This window comes from Massilioclostridium coli (assembly GCF_900095865.1).
GTDB lineage: Bacteria > Bacillota > Clostridia > Oscillospirales > Ruminococcaceae > Massilioclostridium > Massilioclostridium facile.
Window position 1 is genome coordinate 713,076 of record NZ_FMIZ01000006.1, and the last position, 20,332, is coordinate 733,407.

17 protein-coding genes and 1 other annotated feature (1 of these 18 running past the window's edge) are annotated in these 20,332 nt (G+C 38.8%); of the genes, 14 read left to right on the top strand and 3 right to left on the bottom strand.

The window, feature by feature from the left end; translation table 11 throughout:
- Positions 1 to 101 precede the first annotated feature (101 nt).
- The 10 genes from hisS to BQ2683_RS05360 all read left to right on the top strand — a co-directional run bounded on the left by hisS (position 102) and on the right by BQ2683_RS05360 (position 12,133).
- On the top strand, positions 102 to 1,412 hold the full coding sequence (gene hisS, locus BQ2683_RS05315) for a histidine--tRNA ligase (protein WP_069987866.1): 1,311 nt from the start codon (positions 102 to 104) through the stop codon (positions 1,410 to 1,412).
- A gap of 54 nt (positions 1,413 to 1,466) precedes the next feature.
- A complete protein-coding gene (aspS, locus tag BQ2683_RS05320; RefSeq protein ID WP_069987869.1) occupies positions 1,467 to 3,248 on the top strand; it encodes an aspartate--tRNA ligase in 1,782 nt (593 codons plus the stop codon).
- Positions 3,249 to 3,511: 263 nt separating this feature from the next.
- On the top strand, positions 3,512 to 3,637 hold the full coding sequence (locus tag BQ2683_RS13730; RefSeq protein WP_268873766.1) for a hypothetical protein: 126 nt from the start codon (positions 3,512 to 3,514) through the stop codon (positions 3,635 to 3,637).
- Between the two features lie 117 nt (positions 3,638 to 3,754).
- The gene (locus tag BQ2683_RS05325) at positions 3,755 to 4,330 is read left to right on the top strand and encodes a signal peptidase I (protein WP_069987872.1); all 576 of its coding nucleotides are present in this window, start codon (positions 3,755 to 3,757) and stop codon (positions 4,328 to 4,330) included.
- A 76-nt stretch (positions 4,331 to 4,406) separates the two neighbouring features.
- The gene (locus BQ2683_RS05330) at positions 4,407 to 5,048 is read left to right on the top strand and encodes a hypothetical protein (protein WP_069987875.1); all 642 of its coding nucleotides are present in this window, start codon (positions 4,407 to 4,409) and stop codon (positions 5,046 to 5,048) included.
- A gap of 410 nt (positions 5,049 to 5,458) precedes the next feature.
- Positions 5,459 to 6,625 (top strand): hypothetical protein, encoded by a 1,167-nt coding sequence (locus tag BQ2683_RS05340; protein ID WP_069987882.1) that lies wholly within the window; start codon positions 5,459 to 5,461, stop codon positions 6,623 to 6,625.
- A 23-nt stretch (positions 6,626 to 6,648) separates the two neighbouring features.
- Entirely contained in the window at positions 6,649 to 7,824 is a 1,176-nt protein-coding gene (locus BQ2683_RS05345) for a hypothetical protein (protein ID WP_069987885.1), read from the top strand.
- 22 nt (positions 7,825 to 7,846) lie between these two features.
- On the top strand, positions 7,847 to 9,193 hold the full coding sequence (locus tag BQ2683_RS05350) for a hypothetical protein (protein WP_069987888.1): 1,347 nt from the start codon (positions 7,847 to 7,849) through the stop codon (positions 9,191 to 9,193).
- A 29-nt stretch (positions 9,194 to 9,222) separates the two neighbouring features.
- Entirely contained in the window at positions 9,223 to 10,593 is a 1,371-nt protein-coding gene (locus BQ2683_RS05355) for a hypothetical protein (protein WP_069987890.1), read from the top strand.
- An 85-nt stretch (positions 10,594 to 10,678) separates the two neighbouring features.
- Complete coding sequence (locus BQ2683_RS05360) at positions 10,679 to 12,133, top strand: hypothetical protein (protein WP_069987892.1); 1,455 nt, start codon at positions 10,679 to 10,681, stop codon at positions 12,131 to 12,133.
- A gap of 319 nt (positions 12,134 to 12,452) precedes the next feature.
- On the opposite strand, the gene BQ2683_RS05365 is transcribed toward BQ2683_RS05360, so the two are convergent.
- Positions 12,453 to 12,773, bottom strand: coding sequence for a helix-turn-helix transcriptional regulator (locus tag BQ2683_RS05365; RefSeq protein ID WP_159427357.1), 321 nt, complete (start codon positions 12,771 to 12,773; stop codon positions 12,453 to 12,455).
- Positions 12,774 to 12,947: 174 nt separating this feature from the next.
- On the opposite strand from BQ2683_RS05365, the gene BQ2683_RS05370 reads away from it, so the two are divergent.
- Complete coding sequence (locus tag BQ2683_RS05370; protein ID WP_069987897.1) at positions 12,948 to 14,087, top strand: WD40/YVTN/BNR-like repeat-containing protein; 1,140 nt, start codon at positions 12,948 to 12,950, stop codon at positions 14,085 to 14,087.
- Between the two features lie 787 nt (positions 14,088 to 14,874).
- Positions 14,875 to 15,051: a helix-turn-helix domain-containing protein gene (locus tag BQ2683_RS05375; RefSeq protein ID WP_338061260.1), complete on the top strand. Its 177-nt coding sequence runs from the start codon at positions 14,875 to 14,877 to the stop codon at positions 15,049 to 15,051.
- 351 nt (positions 15,052 to 15,402) lie between these two features.
- Here the strand turns inward: BQ2683_RS05375 and BQ2683_RS05380 are convergent, their stop codons facing one another.
- Positions 15,403 to 16,128 carry a tRNA 2-thiocytidine biosynthesis TtcA family protein gene (locus BQ2683_RS05380; protein WP_069987898.1) on the bottom strand — a complete coding sequence of 242 codons (726 nt, stop codon included), beginning with the start codon at positions 16,126 to 16,128 and terminating at the stop codon, positions 15,403 to 15,405.
- A gap of 77 nt (positions 16,129 to 16,205) precedes the next feature.
- Complete coding sequence (locus BQ2683_RS05385) at positions 16,206 to 16,988, bottom strand: 4Fe-4S binding protein (RefSeq protein WP_069987899.1); 783 nt, start codon at positions 16,986 to 16,988, stop codon at positions 16,206 to 16,208.
- 388 nt (positions 16,989 to 17,376) lie between these two features.
- On the opposite strand from BQ2683_RS05385, the gene BQ2683_RS05390 reads away from it, so the two are divergent.
- Positions 17,377 to 18,594, top strand: coding sequence for an AI-2E family transporter (locus tag BQ2683_RS05390; RefSeq protein ID WP_069987900.1), 1,218 nt, complete (start codon positions 17,377 to 17,379; stop codon positions 18,592 to 18,594).
- A 25-nt stretch (positions 18,595 to 18,619) separates the two neighbouring features.
- Positions 18,620 to 19,816 carry a dicarboxylate/amino acid:cation symporter gene (locus tag BQ2683_RS05395; protein ID WP_069987901.1) on the top strand — a complete coding sequence of 399 codons (1,197 nt, stop codon included), beginning with the start codon at positions 18,620 to 18,622 and terminating at the stop codon, positions 19,814 to 19,816.
- A gap of 476 nt (positions 19,817 to 20,292) precedes the next feature.
- Positions 20,293 to 20,332: a binding site (T-box leader), on the top strand; it runs 214 nt beyond the window's last position.

Genomic DNA, 20,332 nt, shown 5'->3' on the forward strand with positions numbered 1-20,332 from the left:
GTACTATTGTGGGGAATCTGCTATGATAAAAAGAAAGAATTTCGTTAAAAACATTGGTTTTATGGAAAATATTAAGATTGTAAAGTGAAAGGATGACAGGAATGAAACTTTTGACCAAAGCACCAAGGGGAACCCAGGATATCCTTCCAAAGGATAGCTATAAATGGCAATTTATTGAAAATCTGGTTTTGGAAGCGGCAGGTATGTTTGGTTTCCGTGAGATTAGAGTACCTACCTTTGAACATACTGAGTTGTTCCAGCGTTCGGTTGGGGATACCACCGATGTAGTACAAAAAGAGATGTTTACTTTTGAGGATAGGGGAGGGCGTTCCCTTTCCCTTCGTCCAGAAGGTACTGCTGGTACGGTCCGTTCTGTATTGGAAACAGGAATTATCAACGATGCTCTTCCATTAAAGCTTTGTTATATACTGAGCTGTTTTCGGAACGAACGTCCACAAGCAGGACGTTTTAAGGAATTCCATCAGTTTGGGATTGAGATGTTTGGTTCCGCTTTACCAAGCGCAGATGCGGAAGTGATTAGTGTTGCGTATGAAATTTTTGATACTTTAGGGATCAAAAATCTGGAATTGCAGATCAATTCCATTGGATGCCCGGAATGCCGCAAAAAATATCAAGAAGCATTAAAGCAGTATTTTTATGAGAATATTGACCAGTTGTGTGATACTTGTAAAGAGCGTTTGGAAAAAAATCCAATGCGTATTTTGGATTGTAAAGTAGAAAGTTGTAAAGAGATCACGAAAAACGCACCAAAAGTATTGGATTATATTTGTGAGGACTGTGCAGAACATTTTCAACAGGTACAACAGAGCTTGACCGCAATGGGGATTCCGTTTACTGTGAATCCAAATATTGTACGTGGCTTGGATTATTACAGCCGTACCGTATTTGAATTTGTTTCCAATGATTTGGGAGCACAAAGCACCGTGTGCGGTGGCGGACGCTATGATACTTTGGTGGAAACCATGGGTGGAAAACCAACTCCTGCTTTGGGATTTGGTATGGGTCTGGAACGTCTGCTGATGGTATTGGAAGCACAGGGAATTGAAATTCCGGAACCAAATACCTGCGATCTTTTTATTGCTACCATTGGACAGGCAGCCCAGCTAAAAGCAACCCAGCTGGTTTATTTGTTGAGAAAAGAAGGATTTTATGCCGAAACCGATACTGTGGGAAGAAGCCTAAAAGCCCAAATGAAATATGCGGACAAAATTGGTGCAAAACTTTCCTGCGTATTGGGGGATGATGAGATCCAAAGTTGTTCTGCTAAAGTAAAAGACATGGAAGATGGCAGCGTACAGCAGGTAGAGTTTAAGGATTTACCAAATGTGGTGTATGAAAAACAGTTGAAAGATTTAAGCGACCAAATAGGCGATGAAGATATTTCATTTTAATATAACCGGTAGAATACTGGGGAAAGATTGTTGAACAAAAGGAGAATGGAATCAATGGATACGATGAAAGGGTTAAAACGGACCCATTATTGTGTAGAAGTAGTTAACGCAGCAGTTGGCGATGAAGTAGTGGTATGCGGTTTTGTACAAAAACGCCGCAATTTAGGAAATCTGATTTTTTTGGATCTACGTGACCGCACCGGTATTGTGCAGTTGGCCTTTGATGATGCCACAGACCGTGCAGTATTTGAAAAAGCGGCTGGGTGCCGTTCAGAATTTGTCGTAATGGCAAAGGGGAACATCCGGGAGAGGGAAAGCAAAAACAAAGAGATTCCAACTGGGGATATTGAGGTTTTTGTTTCGGATTTGCGTGTCCTGTCCGAAGCAGAGGTTCCACCATTTGAAATTACCGATGAAACAAAGGTAAATGAAGAACTGCGGTTAAAATACCGTTACCTGGATTTGCGCCGTGCGCCAATGCAGCACACCTTGATGATGCGCCATAAAATCGTAAAAGCTGCCCGGGATTACTATGATGAAAACGGGTTTATCGAGATTGAAACCCCAATTTTAATCAAATCCACCCCAGAGGGAGCCCGTGACTATTTGGTGCCATCTCGTGTGCATCCAGGGGCATTTTATGCTCTGCCACAGTCCCCACAGCTTTACAAACAGCTTACTATGCTTGCCGGTTTTGACCGTTACATGCAGATTGCCCGCTGCTTCCGTGATGAGGACTTACGTGCGGACCGTCAGCCTGAGTTTACTCAGATTGACCTGGAAATGAGCTTTGTGGATGTAGATGATGTGATTGCTATAAACGAAGGGTTTATGAAATATGTGTTTAAACGTATTATGGATATTGATATCCAAACCCCGTTCCGTCGTATTCCATATGAGGAAGCTATGAACCGTTATGGTTCCGATAAACCGGATACCCGTTTTGGCATGGAACTAGTGGACTTGTCCAACCTATTACAGAATACTGAGTTTAAAGTGTTTGCTGGCGCTTTATCCACTGGTAGTGTACGTGGTATCAATGTGAAAGGCGGGGCGGAAAAGCTTTCCCGTAAAGAAATCGACAAACTGGTGGAATATGTGAAAACCTACCGTGCGAAAGGATTGGCCTATACTCGTTTGAATACCGAGGAAGGGAGTTCGAGTTATGAGAAGTTCCTGAGTGCGGAAGAGAAAACAGCCATCCGTCAGGCAATGGGGGCAGAAACAGGGGATATCATCCTGATTGTAGCCGACCCATCTAACAGTGTTGTATATGATTCTTTGGGAGCTTTACGTTGTCATCTGGCGGAAAAACTGGAACTGATTCCAGAAAATAGCTTTGACTTGCTGTGGGTAACCGATTTCCCACTGTTTGAATACGATGAAGAAGAGGACCGTTACGTGGCAAAACATCACCCATTTACTGCAGTTGCGGACGAAGATGTGGACAAGCTACTGACCGATCCAGCTCATTGCCATGCGAAAGCTTATGATATGGTATTGAATGGCTGTGAAGTTGGGGGAGGGTCTATCCGTATTAACAACCCTGAATTGCAGAAGAAGATGTTCCAGGCACTTGGTTTCTCGGAAGAAGAAGCACAAGAACGGTTTGGCTTCCTGATTAATGCGTTCCAGTATGGCGCTCCACCACATGGCGGTATGGCATATGGTCTGGACCGTCTGGTCATGTTGATGTTGAACAAACCAAGTATTCGTGATGTAATCGCGTTCCCAAAAGTACAGAACGCAAGTGAATTGATGACTCAATGTCCAGCAGAAGTAGACCAGAAACAGCTGGATGAACTTTATATTAAAACCAACTTACCACAAGAATAAGGGTAAACAGGCTGGCAAAAGGCGTGGATTATTATATCTGCGTCTTTTTGTTTTGGTAAAATAATTTCAATTACAATTATAAATTATGTTTCATTGTATTATGTCCTCATTTATGGAGAAATACAAGAAAATTGTCATATTTTCCTGTAATAATCTGTAAATACTTGAGATCTTATTGAAAAAGTTACCAAGGTATGATATACTAGACGTGTAAAATTATGTATATAAAAATTCAATAATTTACATATAAGGTCTTGATTTTTATGAAAATGAAGAGCATGATTTTAACAGACAGACAGACAGACAGACAGACAGACAGACAGACAGACAGACAGACAGACAGACAGACAGACAGACAGACAGACAGACAGACAGACAGACAGAGGTAACTTCTGTCTATTTTGTGTTGCCCAAATGGTTTTTATTGCTATATAACGTACAGCTATAGGGATAGCTATCCTTATAGCTGTACGTTTTTTTATATTTAAAGGAGAACGGTACAAAAAATGAATCCTAAAATAAAAAATGCTTTAAAAATAACAGGTGATTTTTTATCCACATTTATTACAGCAATAGTGGTAATTATAGCAATCCTATTTGTAGTAATTAAACTGCTGGGCTGGAATATGTTTTCGGTTGATAGCCCCAGTATGTCCCCTCAATATCCAGTGGATACATTAGTTGTTGTACAAAAAATCGAACCAGAAAAAATACAGGTAGGCGATGTAATCACCTATGTACTCAATGAAGATGGTATACTTGTAACACACCGTGTAGTTGATATCAATCATACAGATAAAACCTTTATCACAAAAGGCGATGCGAACAACACAGAAGACGCGGCGCCTGTATTATGGGGAAACACAGTAGGTAAGGTTGCATTTGGCATTCCATGGCTTGGCAAGCCAATGCGTTTTTTAACCGCTGATGAAAATCGTCCCTTTGTGATTGGAGCAATTGCTATACTGTTTATCCTTTCTTTGGTTTGGGATATTGTCGCCAGAAAAAATACAAAGAAAAAAATAGATTCGGAAAAAGATAACAGTGTATTGTCATCGGATCATAATGTTTCAGAATCGTAATATTTGGTTTTAGTATGGTAAACTAGTTCCTATTTTGCCATATGAAAATAAATTTTACCGAAAGGAGAATAAAAAAATGCGGAAAAGTCAAAAGTTCATGCTCACCAGTGTACTGCTTGCTGTAATTGTAATGCTCACAGTTATGCCAACACTATCCTGGCTGTCTTCCACCAGTGAACCGGTGGTAAACACCTTTGCGGGAGGTGCGATTTCTATTAAATTAGATGAGGCATTTGTTGACACGAACGGCAAAAAAGTAACAGGGGAAGATGCAAAGCGGGTAAACGCTAATAACTACAAATATGTTGCCGGTGCTGTGCTGGATAAAGATCCAACTCCAACGGTGCTAAAAGGTAGTGAAGAATGTTATGTGTTCCTGTTAGTAGAAAATGGCCTAAACGATAAATTTACCATGAACTACGCTACAGACGCATGGTTGAAGGTAGCAGAATCAGGCGGTAATACTGTTTACGCGTATAGCACAAAGGTAAACGCTCTGGAATCAACAGAAGATATCGCATTAAAACCGATTTTTACGACAGTTACTATTTCCCCAGAATTGACAAAAGCAGATATTGAGAGCTTAGGCGAAAGAAAATTGTGCGTGACAGCATTTGCTGTACAAACTGCTAACATTGATGTAGCTACCGCGACAGATCTTGCTGTAAAACAGTTTGGATTGGGCGATGTTACTATAACGGTTCCACCAATTGCATGATGTCGCAAATAATTTGGAAAGAAGGAGGGGTACATAAATGACGAAAAAAGAAAAGCATCTTTTACTTTTCAAATCGTTTTTTCTACTGGCAATCTGTGTTTGCCTCACTATTGGTCTATATACACAGACGGTAAAGGGTACTACTGCTTATGTGACCTCACTTTCGGTAACCTGTGTGAATACCTTTACAGGGGAGAGCCAAACGGAGCCATCCCAACCAACAGAACCATCCGAATCGGAGCCCAATGTTCCTTCCAAACCTCCAACAGGAGATAGCAACCAGATTGGATGGTACCTTGCTGCTATGTTGCTTGGAGCTTCTGGGATAGTGGGTGGCCTAATGTGGACACGCAAGAAAGATTCACACAATTGTTTCAAGTGATGAACAGACAAAAATGGAGGAGTAAACGATGAAAAATCGCAAGAAAAGTATAGTTGTTACTGGAGCAGCTATCATGCTTGCAGCGATTATGGTATTGGGTGGAGGAACTTATGCTTATTTACAGGGTTCCACAAAGGATGTAGTAAACAACTTTCATACCAATAAAGTTCTGGTAGAGTTGAAAGAAACCACAGGAAATGATTATGAAATTATTCCTGGTACAACACAATCCAAAGACCCAAAAGTGACGGTAGACAATACCGTAGACTCTTATGTGTATGTAGAAATTACAGATGCCACAGACGGATTGGTTGACTATACCATTGCGGATGGTTGGACAAAACTGGATGGATATGACAATATTTATTATCGTGAAGTAGCGGCAAACGCAGAAACCAAAACATTTTCTGTATTGGCAGGGGATAGCGTTACCTATGATGCAGCACTGGAAAATAGTGATATGGCGAAAGATGACGTTGCACTGACTTTCAAAGCACATGCAATCCAATCCAAACCGTTTGAAAACGCTGCATCAGCCTATTTATGCATAGATGCTGACTATATTGCCTCAACACCATCTGAGCTGGAAGCAGCGATTGAAAATGCGAAAGACGGAGATGTAGTTGTACTGGCAAATGATATTACTTTGGCAAAAGCCAGCGGAGCTAGTTCTGCCAAGCCAATAGCAGTGAAGAATAAAGATATTACTATTAACCTGAACGGCAAAACCATAACAAATACCGATGATATTTACGTAGGAAATAACTGGTCAATTTTCTCAGTAAAACAAGGTGGTAATCTTACCATTACAGGAAATGGAACAGTAAAAACAAAAGAAAACGACTGTTATGTGGTAGATGTCCAAGATGGAAGTAAATGTACCATTGAAAACGGTACTTTTATTGGAAATATTTCGGTAGCATATATCTATCAAGGAGAATTGACAGTACAAGGTGGTACTTTCTCTATACAACAATTAGGTTCAAGCAAAGATGAGAGATTTACTTTAAACTGTTATGATACTAACAGATTAAATGGTACTGCTAAAATTACTGTCACAGGTGGTACATTTAAAAACTTTAACCCTGCCGATAATGAGGCCGAAGGCGCACATACAAACTTTGTTCCAGAAGGCTATACCATAACTTCTAATCCAGACGGTGGTGCTACTTGGTATACGGTACAACAAAAATAAGACATTGAAAGGAGCGTAAAACGATGAAATCGAGCAAGAAAAAGGTGATTACTACTGGCCTTGCGATAACGCTGGCAGCAACGCTTCTGATAGGCGGAGGAACATTCGCTTACTTACAGGGTACCACAAACGATGTAGTAAACAACTTTCATACTAATAAAGTTCTGGTAGATTTGGAAGAAACCACAGGGAATGATTATGAAATTATCCCTGGTACAACACAAGAAAAAGACCCAAAAGTGACAGTGAATGCTACGGTGCCCTCCTATGTATATGTAGAAGTAAAATTGGCGAATGAGGTAGCGGACTTAGTGGACTATGAGATTGTAGATGGCTGGTTACCACTTGAAAAATACACAACCCAATTTACAAAAGTGTATTATCGTGAAATCGAGGCATCGGATAGCCCACAAGAATTTTATGTGTTAAAAGATAACAAAGTCTCCTATGACGCAGCTCTTGAAAATAGCGATATGATGTGGACAACTGGAAAATTAAAAACAGGTGAGACCATTACTTTTAAGGCAAGCGCTATCCAAAAGGCACCATTTTATAATCCTGAAGATGCTTATCGAGTAGAGATGCCAAATAGTGAGGAGAGCTTTGAATCCGCTATTGAAAACGGAGCGCATAATCTTATTGTTCAAGATAATATTGATTTTGCCACTGTTACAAAGATGTCCAACAAAGGCAATGTTACAGTAGATTTGAATGGAAAAGTATTGGGGAATAGCAAAAATACATCAAACTGGGGTGTATTCCAGGTAGGAACCAATACAACATTAACCCTTGATGGGGAGGGTACTGTTAGTGGTGTTTCTAATGACGCAGATGGATACCATATGGCAGTATCGACTACTAACCAGTTTGCCAAATTAATTATCAATAACGGTACTTATACAAATGAACAAGTAAATGGTAACGATGCACAATATGACTTAATCTATTGTGAGACAGGAACCATTGAAATTAATGGCGGAACCTTTATTTGTAAAACTCCAAAATGGACATTAAACTGTAAAGATGCAAATTATAAAGATGGGATTGCCAATATCATTGTAAAGGGCGGCAAATTTTTTGAATTTGATCCATCCAATTGTACAGTAGAGGGAGAAAATACAAATTTTGTAGCAGAAGGCTATCATGTAGACAAATCCACAGATACCAAAGGAACTTGGTATACTGTAGTAGCGGATTAATATTTTGAGAGGAGTACCAAAGATGAAACGGAATAAGAAAAGCATAATCGTTACTGGAGCAGCTGTTATGCTTGCAGCAGCGATGGCGTTGGGTGGAGGGACCTACGCTTATTTGCAGGGCACTACAAAGGATGTAGTCAACAACTTCAACACCAATAAGGTTCTGGTAACTCTGGAAGAAAAGACCGGAAGTAATTATAATATTATTCCTGGAACAGAACAAGCGAAAGACCCAAAAGTAACCGTTGACAATACTGTAGATTCCTATGTTTACGCGATTGTAACAGATAACACCAATGGTCTAGTAAAATATGACATCGCAGATGGATGGACTCTGTTAAACGGCTGGGATGGCGAACATACAAAAGTGTATTATCGTGAAGTAACAAAAGACGCAGCAGCAAAAGAATTTTCTGTACTGGCGGGAGATAAAGTTGCCTATGATGCTGCATTGGAAAATAGCGATATGGTCAATCCAGATGGAACTTTAAAAGATGGTTTAAACCTGACATTTACAGCGCATGCAATCCAGAAAGATGGATTTGCTAGCCCAGAAGCTGCTTTTGAAACCGCATACACAACAGTGGATACCTCTACGGATTTAACAACAGCTTTACAAGAAGGCAAGACAGCTGTTTTAACAACGGATATTGCCTTAGACAACGCATACTTGAATGCTTCTGGTGAAGTGAATATTATTGGGAATGGGCATAAACTAACTGCTCCAACCAATTCTCCACAAAAAGACAACAATCGCATTATTAGCATTACCGATCAAACAGAGCCAACTACGATTAATATTAAGGACGTGGATCTGGTAGGGCCTACTACAGGAGCCTATACCCGCGGAATATCCGTTGGTCAATCCAAAAATGTAACCATTAATATTGAGGATTCATCCCTGTCAGCAAGCTATTACGCATTTAATTTCGCATTTGGAAATGAAAATGTGGAAATTAACTGTAAAAATACAACGATCCAGGGTTGGGCGGCAATGAATATACATACACCAAATATGAAAGCAACCTTTGAGAATTGTACTTTAATTGGGTTAAATGACAAAGGATATAATGAGGATGGATGGAACGATTTTGCGACAGTTGTTGTAGATAACGCAGATGGAAATCCTAGTGCAACCGGTGCTAGCGGCGGTGTATTTACCTTTAAAGACTGCCGAATTGAGGCAAACCAAACCACAGGAAACAAGCAATATTTTATGTCAATCCGGGCGATTAACACAACAGTGGATGTTGAAAACTGTACTTTCTTTGTAAACGGCGAACAGATTGCCGCTACACAAGAAGCGCTGTCCCCATATGTATCCGTGTATGAAGAAGCATTGGATTCTTTTCAATTTACAATCCATTAATTGCAGTATTAGAAAGGAATAAAAACGACATGAAAATTAATAAGAAAAAAGTAGTAGCCACTGGGCTGGCGGTTGCACTGACGGCGGCAATGGTACTGGGTGGAGGAACCTATGCTTATTTGCAAGGAACCACAAAGGATGTAGTAAACAATTTTAACACCAATAAGGTTCTGGTAGAACTGAACGAAACTACCGGAAATGATTATAATATTATCCCTGGTACAACACAGGAAAAAGACCCAAAAGTAACCGTTGACAATACGGTGGATTCTTATGTATATGTAGAAATTACAGATGCCACAGAAGGGTTGGTTAGTTATGCCATTGCGGATGGTTGGACAAAACTGGATGGGTATGACAATATTTATTACCGTGAGGTAGCGGCAAACGCAGAAACTAAAACATTTTCTGTATTAGCAGGGGATAGCGTTACTTATGACGCAGCACTAGGAAATAGTGATATGATGGAAGGAGACGCATTGAAAGATGGTGTTGCGTTGACCTTCAAAGCACGTGCAATTCAATCCGAACCGTTTGCAAATGCAGTGGATGCTTATAAGCAAATGCCAACGTTTGTTTCCTCTGCTGCTGATTTGAAGGAGATGCTTCAGCAGAATGGTGGAAACATCATTTTACAGGATAACATTACAGTTGAAGATGGTATTCAGTTGGGAATTTTGAAAGACTCTAGCATTGATTTTAATGGGAAAACTTTTAGTGGTGCATTTGAAAATGGTACTACCACCAATGGAGGCCCTTCTGTAAACCTTGTGTTAAGAGACCCTAATAATAATGGTGGGTATAGTATTGATAGTGAATTGGTAAAACTGCCTGGTGGTGGTATGCGGCAAATAGGGGCTGTTACTGCATGGCAGCCAACTATTACTATCGAGAGTGGTAAATATCGTCATGATAATGCGGTAGTTTACTGTCAGCTCCAGAGAAGTAGTGAAACGGTGGGTGTTGTTATCAACGGTGGTACCTTTGAAGGCAAAGGAAATGCCAGTGTTGTGGCAGATATCATTGGAAGTGTGGAGATTAATGGCGGAACCTTTAACGCAACTAAGGAAGGCGATGGTTCTGGAGAGTGTATTTACCTTTCCTGGGGTTCTCAGAGAGTACCTACTATTACTACTATTAATGATGGTACTTTTAATGCGGATGGTCGTCTCTTTTATATCAAATCTCAAAGCGGTTACACTCAAAAAATTGAGGTAAAGGGAGGCAATTTTAATGTTGCTCCAGGTGGAAAACTGGTTGAAGTTTCTGGAAATGTTCCGGCAACAGATATCCTGGTGATTACCGGTGGAACCTTTAATGTAGATCCATCCGATTATGTGGATACAGAACATTATAATGTGACGAAATCCAATGATAAATGGACTGTAACAGCAAAATAAATTATTATACTATTTATTGTCAGAAATGATAATAAAACTTCATGTATTGTAGTAAAAAATGAAGATGTTGAAAGGAATAGCAATTATGAAAATTAGTAAGAAAAAAGTAGTAACCACTGGGCTGGCGGTTGCATTGGCAGCAGCGATGGTACTGGGTGGAGGAACCTATGCTTATTTGCAAGGAACCACAGATGATGTAATAAATAACTTTAACACCAATAAGGTTTTGGTAACCTTAAGTGAAACCACTGGAAGCGACTATAATATTATCCCTGGAACCGAACAAGCCAAAGACCCAATCATTACTGTAAATAATACCGTGCCTTCCTATGTTTACGCTATCGTAACAGATAATACGGATGGTCTCGTAGATTATACTATTGCGGAAGGTTGGACAGAATTAGAAGGTTGGAATGTAGGAGCTACCAAAGTTTATTACCGAGAGGTAGCAAAAGATGCAGACCCAAAAACATTCCCTGTTTTAAAGGACAATAAAGTTACATATGATGCTGCACTGGATAATGATGGTATGTTAAATCCAGATGGTAGTTTAAAAGATGGTGTCAATTTAACATTTACAGCACACGCGATCCAAAAAGATGGCTTTACAAGTGCAAAAGAAGCTTTTGAAAATGCGTATTCAGCAGTTAGTTCAACAGAAGATTTAACAACAGCTTTACAAGCGGGAAAATCAGTTGTGTTAACTGGGGATGTAGAGGTTTCCGCAGATACAATTGAAGCAACAAAATCCCCTGAACTCAATCTGAATGGTCAAACTCTTACTATCAATGAGGGAGGGTCAACCATACTGCAACAAGGTCAGTCTTTAACAATGGAAAATGGAACCCTTAATTATACAGCTACTCCAGAACAAGGTAGCCAAGTTGCAATTGCTTTGCAAGAAGATTCTGAATTAACACTTAAAAACGTTGCAATGACAACTCCAGCTGGGGCCAGCCCTCTTTTGGTAAGTAATGGCGTCAATAAAGCGACCCTCAATGTCATTGATTCTGAGATTAAAACCAATGACAACTATTGTATTTCTACTAATGCCAGCAACAATCAAACAGGTCACAATATAACCATCAACGTTAAAAACTCCACCTTGGTCGCGGAAAGAAGTGACCATGATACTGCGGCAATCTTATTCAATATCCCTGGAACATTGAATATCGAAAATTCTAAAATTACCGCTGACCGTCAGGCAGTTATTAACCGTTGCGGAACCGTAAATATCACAAATAGTACTCTAACTTGTACAGCAGAATATCAGGATGGTGGCAAATATAATGATGCAAATTGGGGAAGTGGAAACGAAGTTCCAATGGCAGCACTTGTTGTAGGGAACCGTTCCAACCCAAACTCCTATCCATATGATGCAACAGCAACACTGTCCGGTGTTACTTTTGATGTACCAGAAAATTTCACTGAGATTTATGCTGCTGCCTTTAATGGACACACAACTACAATTAGCAACGGCGGTAATTATGACCAAATTACAGCTGCGTCAGATGATAACAGTACTATTATCATAAAATAGTATTAATTTATGATTTAGATTTAGAAGTATCCTATCATAAAAATTATAAATGTAGAAACCGGGACGATTCTTTAAAAATCGTCCCGGTTTCTTTTATGGGATTATCTGTATCAGGTCTAAAAAATTTGCGGCCTAAGGAACTATTTATCAATCAGAAATGGAATTAATATAGGCTTGGAAGATAAAATGAAAGTAGAGATTGATAAATTTACCAATTTAGTGTTGAAGCCAATTTTGTAATAAAATAGGAACTTATACTTTTGGAGAACTATGGTCAGCAGTTGAATTGAAATTAAAAGAAATACATTTTTCTAGTATATTAATCATGAACACTTGAAAGGGAGGATATTTGGATTTGCCGGTATTGTTTGGGGGTCATACCATACTGTTTCCGGAACACCTTGGAAAAATAGCTGGAGTCATTGTAACCAATAATTTCGGTAATCTTATCAATGGGTAAGTCAGAATGGGTTAAATAATTACAGGCACTTTGCAGTTTAAGATGAGTAATATGTTCGGTAAAGTTTAAATTGGTATTGGCTTTAATGAGCTTGGAAAGGTAACTGGTAGAAAAGTAAAACTTATCCGCCACTTCTTCCAACGTAACAGTGGCATAATTGTTTTGGATATAATGTAGCACACTGAATAAATCCCGATTTTGCAGGATTTTTACATTTTCATGATACCTAACAATCTTAGATTGCAATTTCTTAAAATTCTACGGAAGGTATCCTTGCGTTCCACGGAAAATAGAATACCATTGCGTTTATGTGATGAATGTGATACTCTGAAACAAAGAAAGGTGTGAAATTAGATGAAACGGCTTGGAATTTTACTTTTATGTGTATTTCTCTTGATGGGCTGTACTGCTTGTCAATCTACAGGACATATAGCGCCAAAAGAAACAAAAGCCTTTACCTTGGAGCAACAAAATATAGATTTTATTTCTTCCTTAAATAAAGGAGAAGGAGACCATAAACAATCCGAAGATGTAGTAGAGATGTTTGCGGCCGCTTATCAGGCGTTCCCTTTGGTGGAAAATACAAATGGAGAGGAACAGTTAATGAAGATTACCATTACCAATGGCGGTCCACAGGATTTTGTAGCACAGGGATTATACCTGGGCTGGCTGGATGATGGGACGGGATATCATGTCCAGGAAACAATTGAAGTGGTAAAGGACAAGGAAAATTATCAGGTAATAGCAATGGGGGCGGTTGAGCAAACAGAATTGGACACCGTTTTTTATGAAATGATAGTTGGAACCGTGGAGCAGGAAAAGCGGTACCAGTTGAATCCAGGAGAGAATCGGTATTATGTACTGGATTTATTAACAGGGAAACAAGACGATTTTCCAAAAGAACTGCCAGAAGCGGCGGTATATGGTTCCAGTGATATCAATGGGATGATTGCCGTAGCGGGAGCGTGCCGCACGGAAAATGCAGTGGGAACCTGGTCAGCTGGAAATGGATGGCAACTACATCAGGTAGATGGATTGCTTGACCATATCATAGAATCGGTATTTGTCAATTTTTCAGATAGCCAGCATGGCGTTTTTGCGGCAAATGCAGATAGGCAAATGGGATATTACAACAATCTGGTTTATTATACCAACGATGGGGGAACCACATGGAACAGTTGTACAAGCCCTATTTACTCCCCACCGATATCCTGTGTTGGTATCTCAGAAGCAGGGAAAATTTTTGTGTCATATGGAAATATTACGAATGGTAGCCTCGGATCATTATTTTACTCTATGGATGGACAGAATTGGACGGAAATACCATTAACATTACCAGAAGAACAAAAAGGATTTTACACAGTTGTGGATGATATAGAGTTTGATGGGCAGGAAGGAACGCTGTTCATGACTGGTGGGGAAGGCTCCAGAGCAAAATTTCTCTCCCACGATGGAGGGGATAGCTGGAATTTTGATTCTGTCGTTACCCAGTAAAATAAAAATAACCTCTCCTAATTAGGAGGGGCTATTTTTGTTTTATAGAGGATATTCGCCCTATTGGTAAAAGATCACTACACAAAAGCGTTTGTTCCAATGGGATTTTACCTATTTATGAGCTGTAAATCAAGTAAAATGAGTCAGTAGATATCGCTTATCCACTGGGATTGTTAGAAAAATGTAGTATAAGATTTTGAAGAATATCATTATTTGATATAATCAATTGTAAATTTGTGGTGTGATTTATTTTCGTGGAAATCAGGTTGAAACTTTTTTCAGAGCTATAATGTGTGATTATATGGGATGGGTCGAGTGGATAAGCTGGAGGTTGAGCAAATTATCAGGGGAGGTGTTTTATGGAAATAATGTAAAATGATCCTTTATTTATGAATAATACAAGAAGAATGGAGTCTATTTTGATTTTCGTAATATAAGATTGGAGTGGTATCAATAAACCGTATAGTAATCATACTATCAATCGGCAAAAATCGCAAATATATTGTCGAAACAGTGCAAAAAAAGATAATAACCAAAATTTACAAGGCTATAGGTAGACTATAGTAGCATGTATAGCCTATAAAACTGGATTAATTGAGTTAACCTATTCTTAAATAGAATCCATATAACAGTACCATAAGGCATATTTCTTCACTTTTTCGGTTTAACAAAATTTTGGAATAAAAAATCGATGAAAAAAAGGAAAATCTATGTATATTAAAAATAATGGCATCTGTTATTAGCGCAGTTATATAATCTTAGCGAGAAGAAGAGTGGAGGGTTAACTTTGAACACAGTAGACGCAATTAAATCAAGAATTTTACAATTATGCGGACAAAACGATTTAACAATTAATGGACTAGCAGATTTATGTGGTATACCGCCTTCCTCTGTGAAAAATATTTTATATGGGAAAAGCATGAATCCTAAAATCGCGACCATTAAAATGATTTGTGTGGCTTAGGAATCACATTATCCCAATTTTTTGATACGCCAGAATTTAATTCATTAGAGCAGGATATCCAATAAACAGAACAACAGAGTGATTCCCCAATAGTGGCTGTTTTTTCTGAAATAAAATGGGGCAATTCTCAAAAATCGAAATGACAAATCCATGGTTTCGTTTTTCTTTACAGGGGCAATATTGATCCCGCAAAGGAATACAGAAATACCATACAATTACTTGGATTAGCAGGTAGTGGGAGATAGTTGGTTTTGAAATTTTATCTATTTCCTCTATTAAGCATGTACTAGAAGAGGAGAGAAAATGGAAAACCTCAAGGCAGTTCATCATTGCCTTGAGGTTTTTTATCTGTTATTTTTCTGGAAATCCCCAGCCATCCAATCCAGCGCGGCGCATAGCTCCAAATAAGCGGTAAGTGAATCCATTGTCTTCTCGTTCCCGCTCCCGTAAAAATTCTTTTGTCTTTTGTCGGTTGGTATAACCATCTACCGGGCATTTGCTTTTAACAATTGGTAGGTTTGTCCGTTCCGCAGCCCTTCTGATCTCCTTTTCTGGTGCAAACACCAATGGTCGAATCAAAGTAAGTTCTTTGCGGGATAGATAGCTTTTGGGGGAAAAACATCCAAGCCTGCCTTCATTAAACAAGTTCATAACAAAGGTTTCCACTGCGTCATTGTAGTGATGGCCTAACGCCACTTTATTGCAGTCGTATTCTTTTGCCATATCGTGAAGCGCACCACGTCGCATCCGGGCGCATAAGCTACAAGGATTCTCTTCTTTTCGCACATCAAACACAATCTCGCCAATATGGGTGGGCTTTACTGTGTATTCCACATCCAGTTCTTCACACAGCTTTGCAATGGGGGAATAATCCGTAGGTTGGCTATTGAACTGAGGATCTAGGGTAATCCCCACAATATCATATTGGATGCCAATAAAACGGCGCAGTCTGGCAAGCCCGGTTAACAATACAACACTATCTTTTCCACCGGAAACGCCAACTGCGATTTTATCCCCATCCTGTATCAAATCAAATTCTGTAACCGCTTTGCGCATATATCCTAAAATTCTTTGCATTTTATCCCATCCCTTTTGTATATTGGTATTTTATTGTATCATAGAGTAAATAGAACTGCAAGCATAGAATAAGAGTGTTATAAAATCCAAAGGTTTTCTTTTGGCTGAGAACAGACTTTTTTCAGTTTGTTGGCAGTAGCAGCTTTTACAATCGGGTTTAATCCACGAGCGTGTTTTGGACAAACAACGATACAACGCATACAGGAAATACATTGTTCCGTGTTGGTTTGATCTGGATGGTCTTGAGGAATGGCGTGGACAGGGCAGTTACTCGCACATTTACCACATTGGATGCAGTTGTGACCAGCTTTGGGATGTAAAGGGATAACGCCATACTTCTTATAGGGCTGGTTTCCAGGCAATTGGATGCAATCCTGCTGAGTTAGTACAACAGTTTTTTTCAGTTTATCCTGTACCTTTTTGGAAAAATCCCGTGCCTGCTGGATATCCTGCGCATTTGGCCTTCCTGCGGCAATGGAGTGGATAATAGAATGTTGTGCAACAGGTGCAGCCGCAGCGACTGGGATAAATCCGTTTGATACAACAATATCTTTTAGCTCTATCAGTGCATCTTCAAATTCCCGGTTACCATAAACAGCTACTAATACAATCGGAGTGTTATTTCCGTGCAGGTTATGGATTCGCTTTGTAGCGTCAGCTGGAACTCTTCCACCATAAACGGGAACTCCTAGCACCACCAGTTCATGGGAGGAAAAAGAATAGGAAGTTTCTCTATTGTCATAGATACTTAAATCAATCTGTTTTGGGGAGTGTTGTATTTCTGAGGAAATAGTTAAAACAATATCCCTAGTGCTGTAAGTGGGGCTAAAATAGGCCGCTATTACCTGATTTATCTCCATAAGTATCATCCTTTCTATGCAAAGTGAAACCCCATTGTTGTATAAGAATGGGGTAAAGGAACCATAATTTATTTAGTTTGTGGCTATATTATACCATTAAAAAATAGAAAAGTCTATTTTATTAATTCCTTTATATTTAGTAGGAATTACTTATTTTGCACAAAGATTTCCCATAAATTTTGGCGTTTCGTAGGACTTATGCCATTTGCTGGACAAACCTTCTGTTACCAGATATAATAAAGATAGTATTAAAATAGGACAAAAAGTTATGTCGTTCTATTTTTTATGATTATTTTATAACGCCTATATAAAATCGTGTCTGTAATTACTAGTATTTTATCGCCAAGAGGTAATTTGCGAAAATAGGGAAAGATCGGGGTATTGGAGCATGTCAACCAAGAATAAAGGTAGTATACGAAAATGGCTGGAGCTGTTTATTTTTGCGGTAGCAGTGATTGCTGTTTACAAAACGTTTGATGACTTTAGTGTGATAACTTCTACTATTGGAAAAATACTAGGGGTATTATCTCCATTTATTTATGGTGGAGTGATTGCATTCCTGCTATTTTTACCAGCGAAAAAAATAGAGATATTGCTTTACAAAATTAAAAAGCCGTTTTTCCAAAAGCGGGCTAGGAGTATTAGTTCGATTGCAGCATTATTACTGTTTCTTATTATACTAGTTGTATTATTGGTGATCTTTTTACCATCTCTGTATCGGAATATTTATGAATTCGCCCGGTCCATTCCTGGATATTTAAATGAGTTATATACCTTTATCAAGGAGCATTTTGGAGATGAAATACAAATTGATCATTTGATCCAAACAGTGAACCAATATCTAACTCCGTCTAAAATTTTGGATTTTTTAAGCATGAATGATTGGAGTAGTTATATTGCAGGAATTCAGAGCGTGATAGGCACCTTGACCAATATTGGTTTGGGAATGATTTTAGCGATTTATTTGTTAATTGACCGTGCGAATATCCGTAAAAATTTTAACCGTGTATTGCAGTTGATCTTTAAAGAACGTCGTGCGGAGCGGGTAAATGATTTACTAATACGGATTGGTTCGGTACTCAATAGCTTTATTTATGGTCAGGCATTGGATGCTCTATTTGTAGGGGTAGCCTCTGGAGTAGGGTTCCAACTGTTGGGGGTAAAAAATGCGCCAATCTTAGGATTGATTTATGGATTATTTAGTTTAATCCCTTACTTTGGGGCGTTATTTGGTGTTATTACTGTTTCTATTTTTACCTTCTTATCCGGTGGTTTAGGGCAGTTAATCATAGCATTTATCTTTATCACTGTATTACAACAGATTGATGGGAACATTGTTAATCCAAAAATTATTGGCAATTCTATTGGAATCAAACCGTTATATGTTATCTTTGGAGTAACGCTATTTGGTGGTTTATTTGGTGTTGTGGGAATGTTCTTAGGCCCTCCATTGATGGCGATTATGATTGAATTAATCGATGATTTTATTGCGGAAAAAGAGTTCCAGAAAAAATTGAAAAAATGGGATGAGAAAGAATCCGATATGAGCGATATGGATTCCTCTGCGGAACCATATATGGAACAATTAGGGAAAGAAGATGATTGATTTCCGTTAAAAAAGGAGTTGTATTATGAAAAAAATATTAAATAGCCTGGTATTCAAGCTGTTAGTAGCTGTGGTACTAGGGATTGTTATTGGTATCCTTGCTAATGAACCCGTTATGAATGTGGTTGTTACTATAAAATCTATTTTCAGCCAGTTGGTGTTGTTTGCTGTACCACTGATTATTATTGGCTTTATCGCCCCGTCCATTGCTCAATTAAAGAACAATGCATCCAAATTGCTGACATTGGCTGTTGGAATTGCCTATCTATCCTCTGTAGGGGCCGCGGCTTTTTCTGCTGTAGCAGGATATTTGATTATCCCCCAAATGCACATTTCTTCTGCCGCGGAAGGTCTGCGAGAACTTCCAGAATTGCTGTTTGATTTGCAGATTGACCCTATTATGTCGGTGATGTCCGCTTTGGTGCTTTCTGTTATGTTGGGATTGGCGACTTCCTGGAGCAAAGCAACTTTAATCGAAGATGTGTTAAATGAGTTTCAAAAGGTAATTTTGGCGATTGTCAGTAAAATTATTATTCCAATCTTGCCAATCTTTATTGCCTCCACCTTTGCAACATTGTCCTATGAGGGTTCTATTACCAAACAGTTGCCGGTATTTTTAGGGGTAATTGTAATTGCGATTGTTGGACATTTTATCTGGATGACAGTGCTGTATGGTATTGCAGGGCTTGTCACTAGAAAAAATCCAAAAGAAGTATTCAAACATTATGGACCAGCCTATTTGACCGCAGTAGGGACTATGTCATCCGCCGCAACGCTTCCAGTGGCCCTTACTTGCGCAAAAAAATCTAAGGTGCTCCGTCCGGATATTATCAATTTTGGAGTTCCTTTATTTGCAAATATCCATTTATGTGGTTCTGTTTTAACAGAAGTATTTTTTGTAATTACCGTATCCCAAATTTTATATGGTAAGTTGCCATCTATTCCATCCATGATATTGTTTATTGTCTTATTGGGTGTATTCGCGATTGGAGCGCCAGGGGTACCAGGCGGTACAGTAATGGCTTCGCTGGGTTTGATCACCAGCGTACTTGGTTTTGACGAAACCGGAACAGCGTTGATGATGACGATCTTTGCATTGCAGGATAGTTTTGGTACGGCGTGCAATGTCACAGGGGATGGCGCATTGACCTTAATTCTTACCGGCTATGCGGAGAAGCACCATTTAGGAGATGCTGACGAGCTGGAAAAAGAAATTGGTTGATAAATATTTATAGCATAAGTGTAGGATAGAAAGCTTCTGATTTTGACAAAATCGGGAGTTTTCTTCTTTTGATGAAGAAACTTGGAAGTATTTCCGAATTAGATAGAACTTTTTAAAATTTTGAGAGAAAGTGGTGTTTGACAATCCAAAGGTATCATCAATAAACATGATAGAGTTAGTTTATGATTATTGGAAGAGTTGTTTTTGCGGAAAATTATGATAGTTCCAGAATAGAATTTACTCATTATGGAAATGATATAAAGATCGAAATGGGGATGTTGGGACTTATTACTTTTGAGTTATGGGTATAGGATTACTCTTATAAAAAATGATTACTCAGTAGAAACGATACAGTTTACCAGTATTGCAAGGAAATTTTGCTGTAATGAAAAATAGCTTTTTGCAAAATTTTTTTGAAAATGGGGTTGCAAAATTTGAAAATCATGCTATAATGGTAACAAATATAACAAATAAAAACAAAACCGATGAATCAGATTGGCTGTACTTTTGCCATCC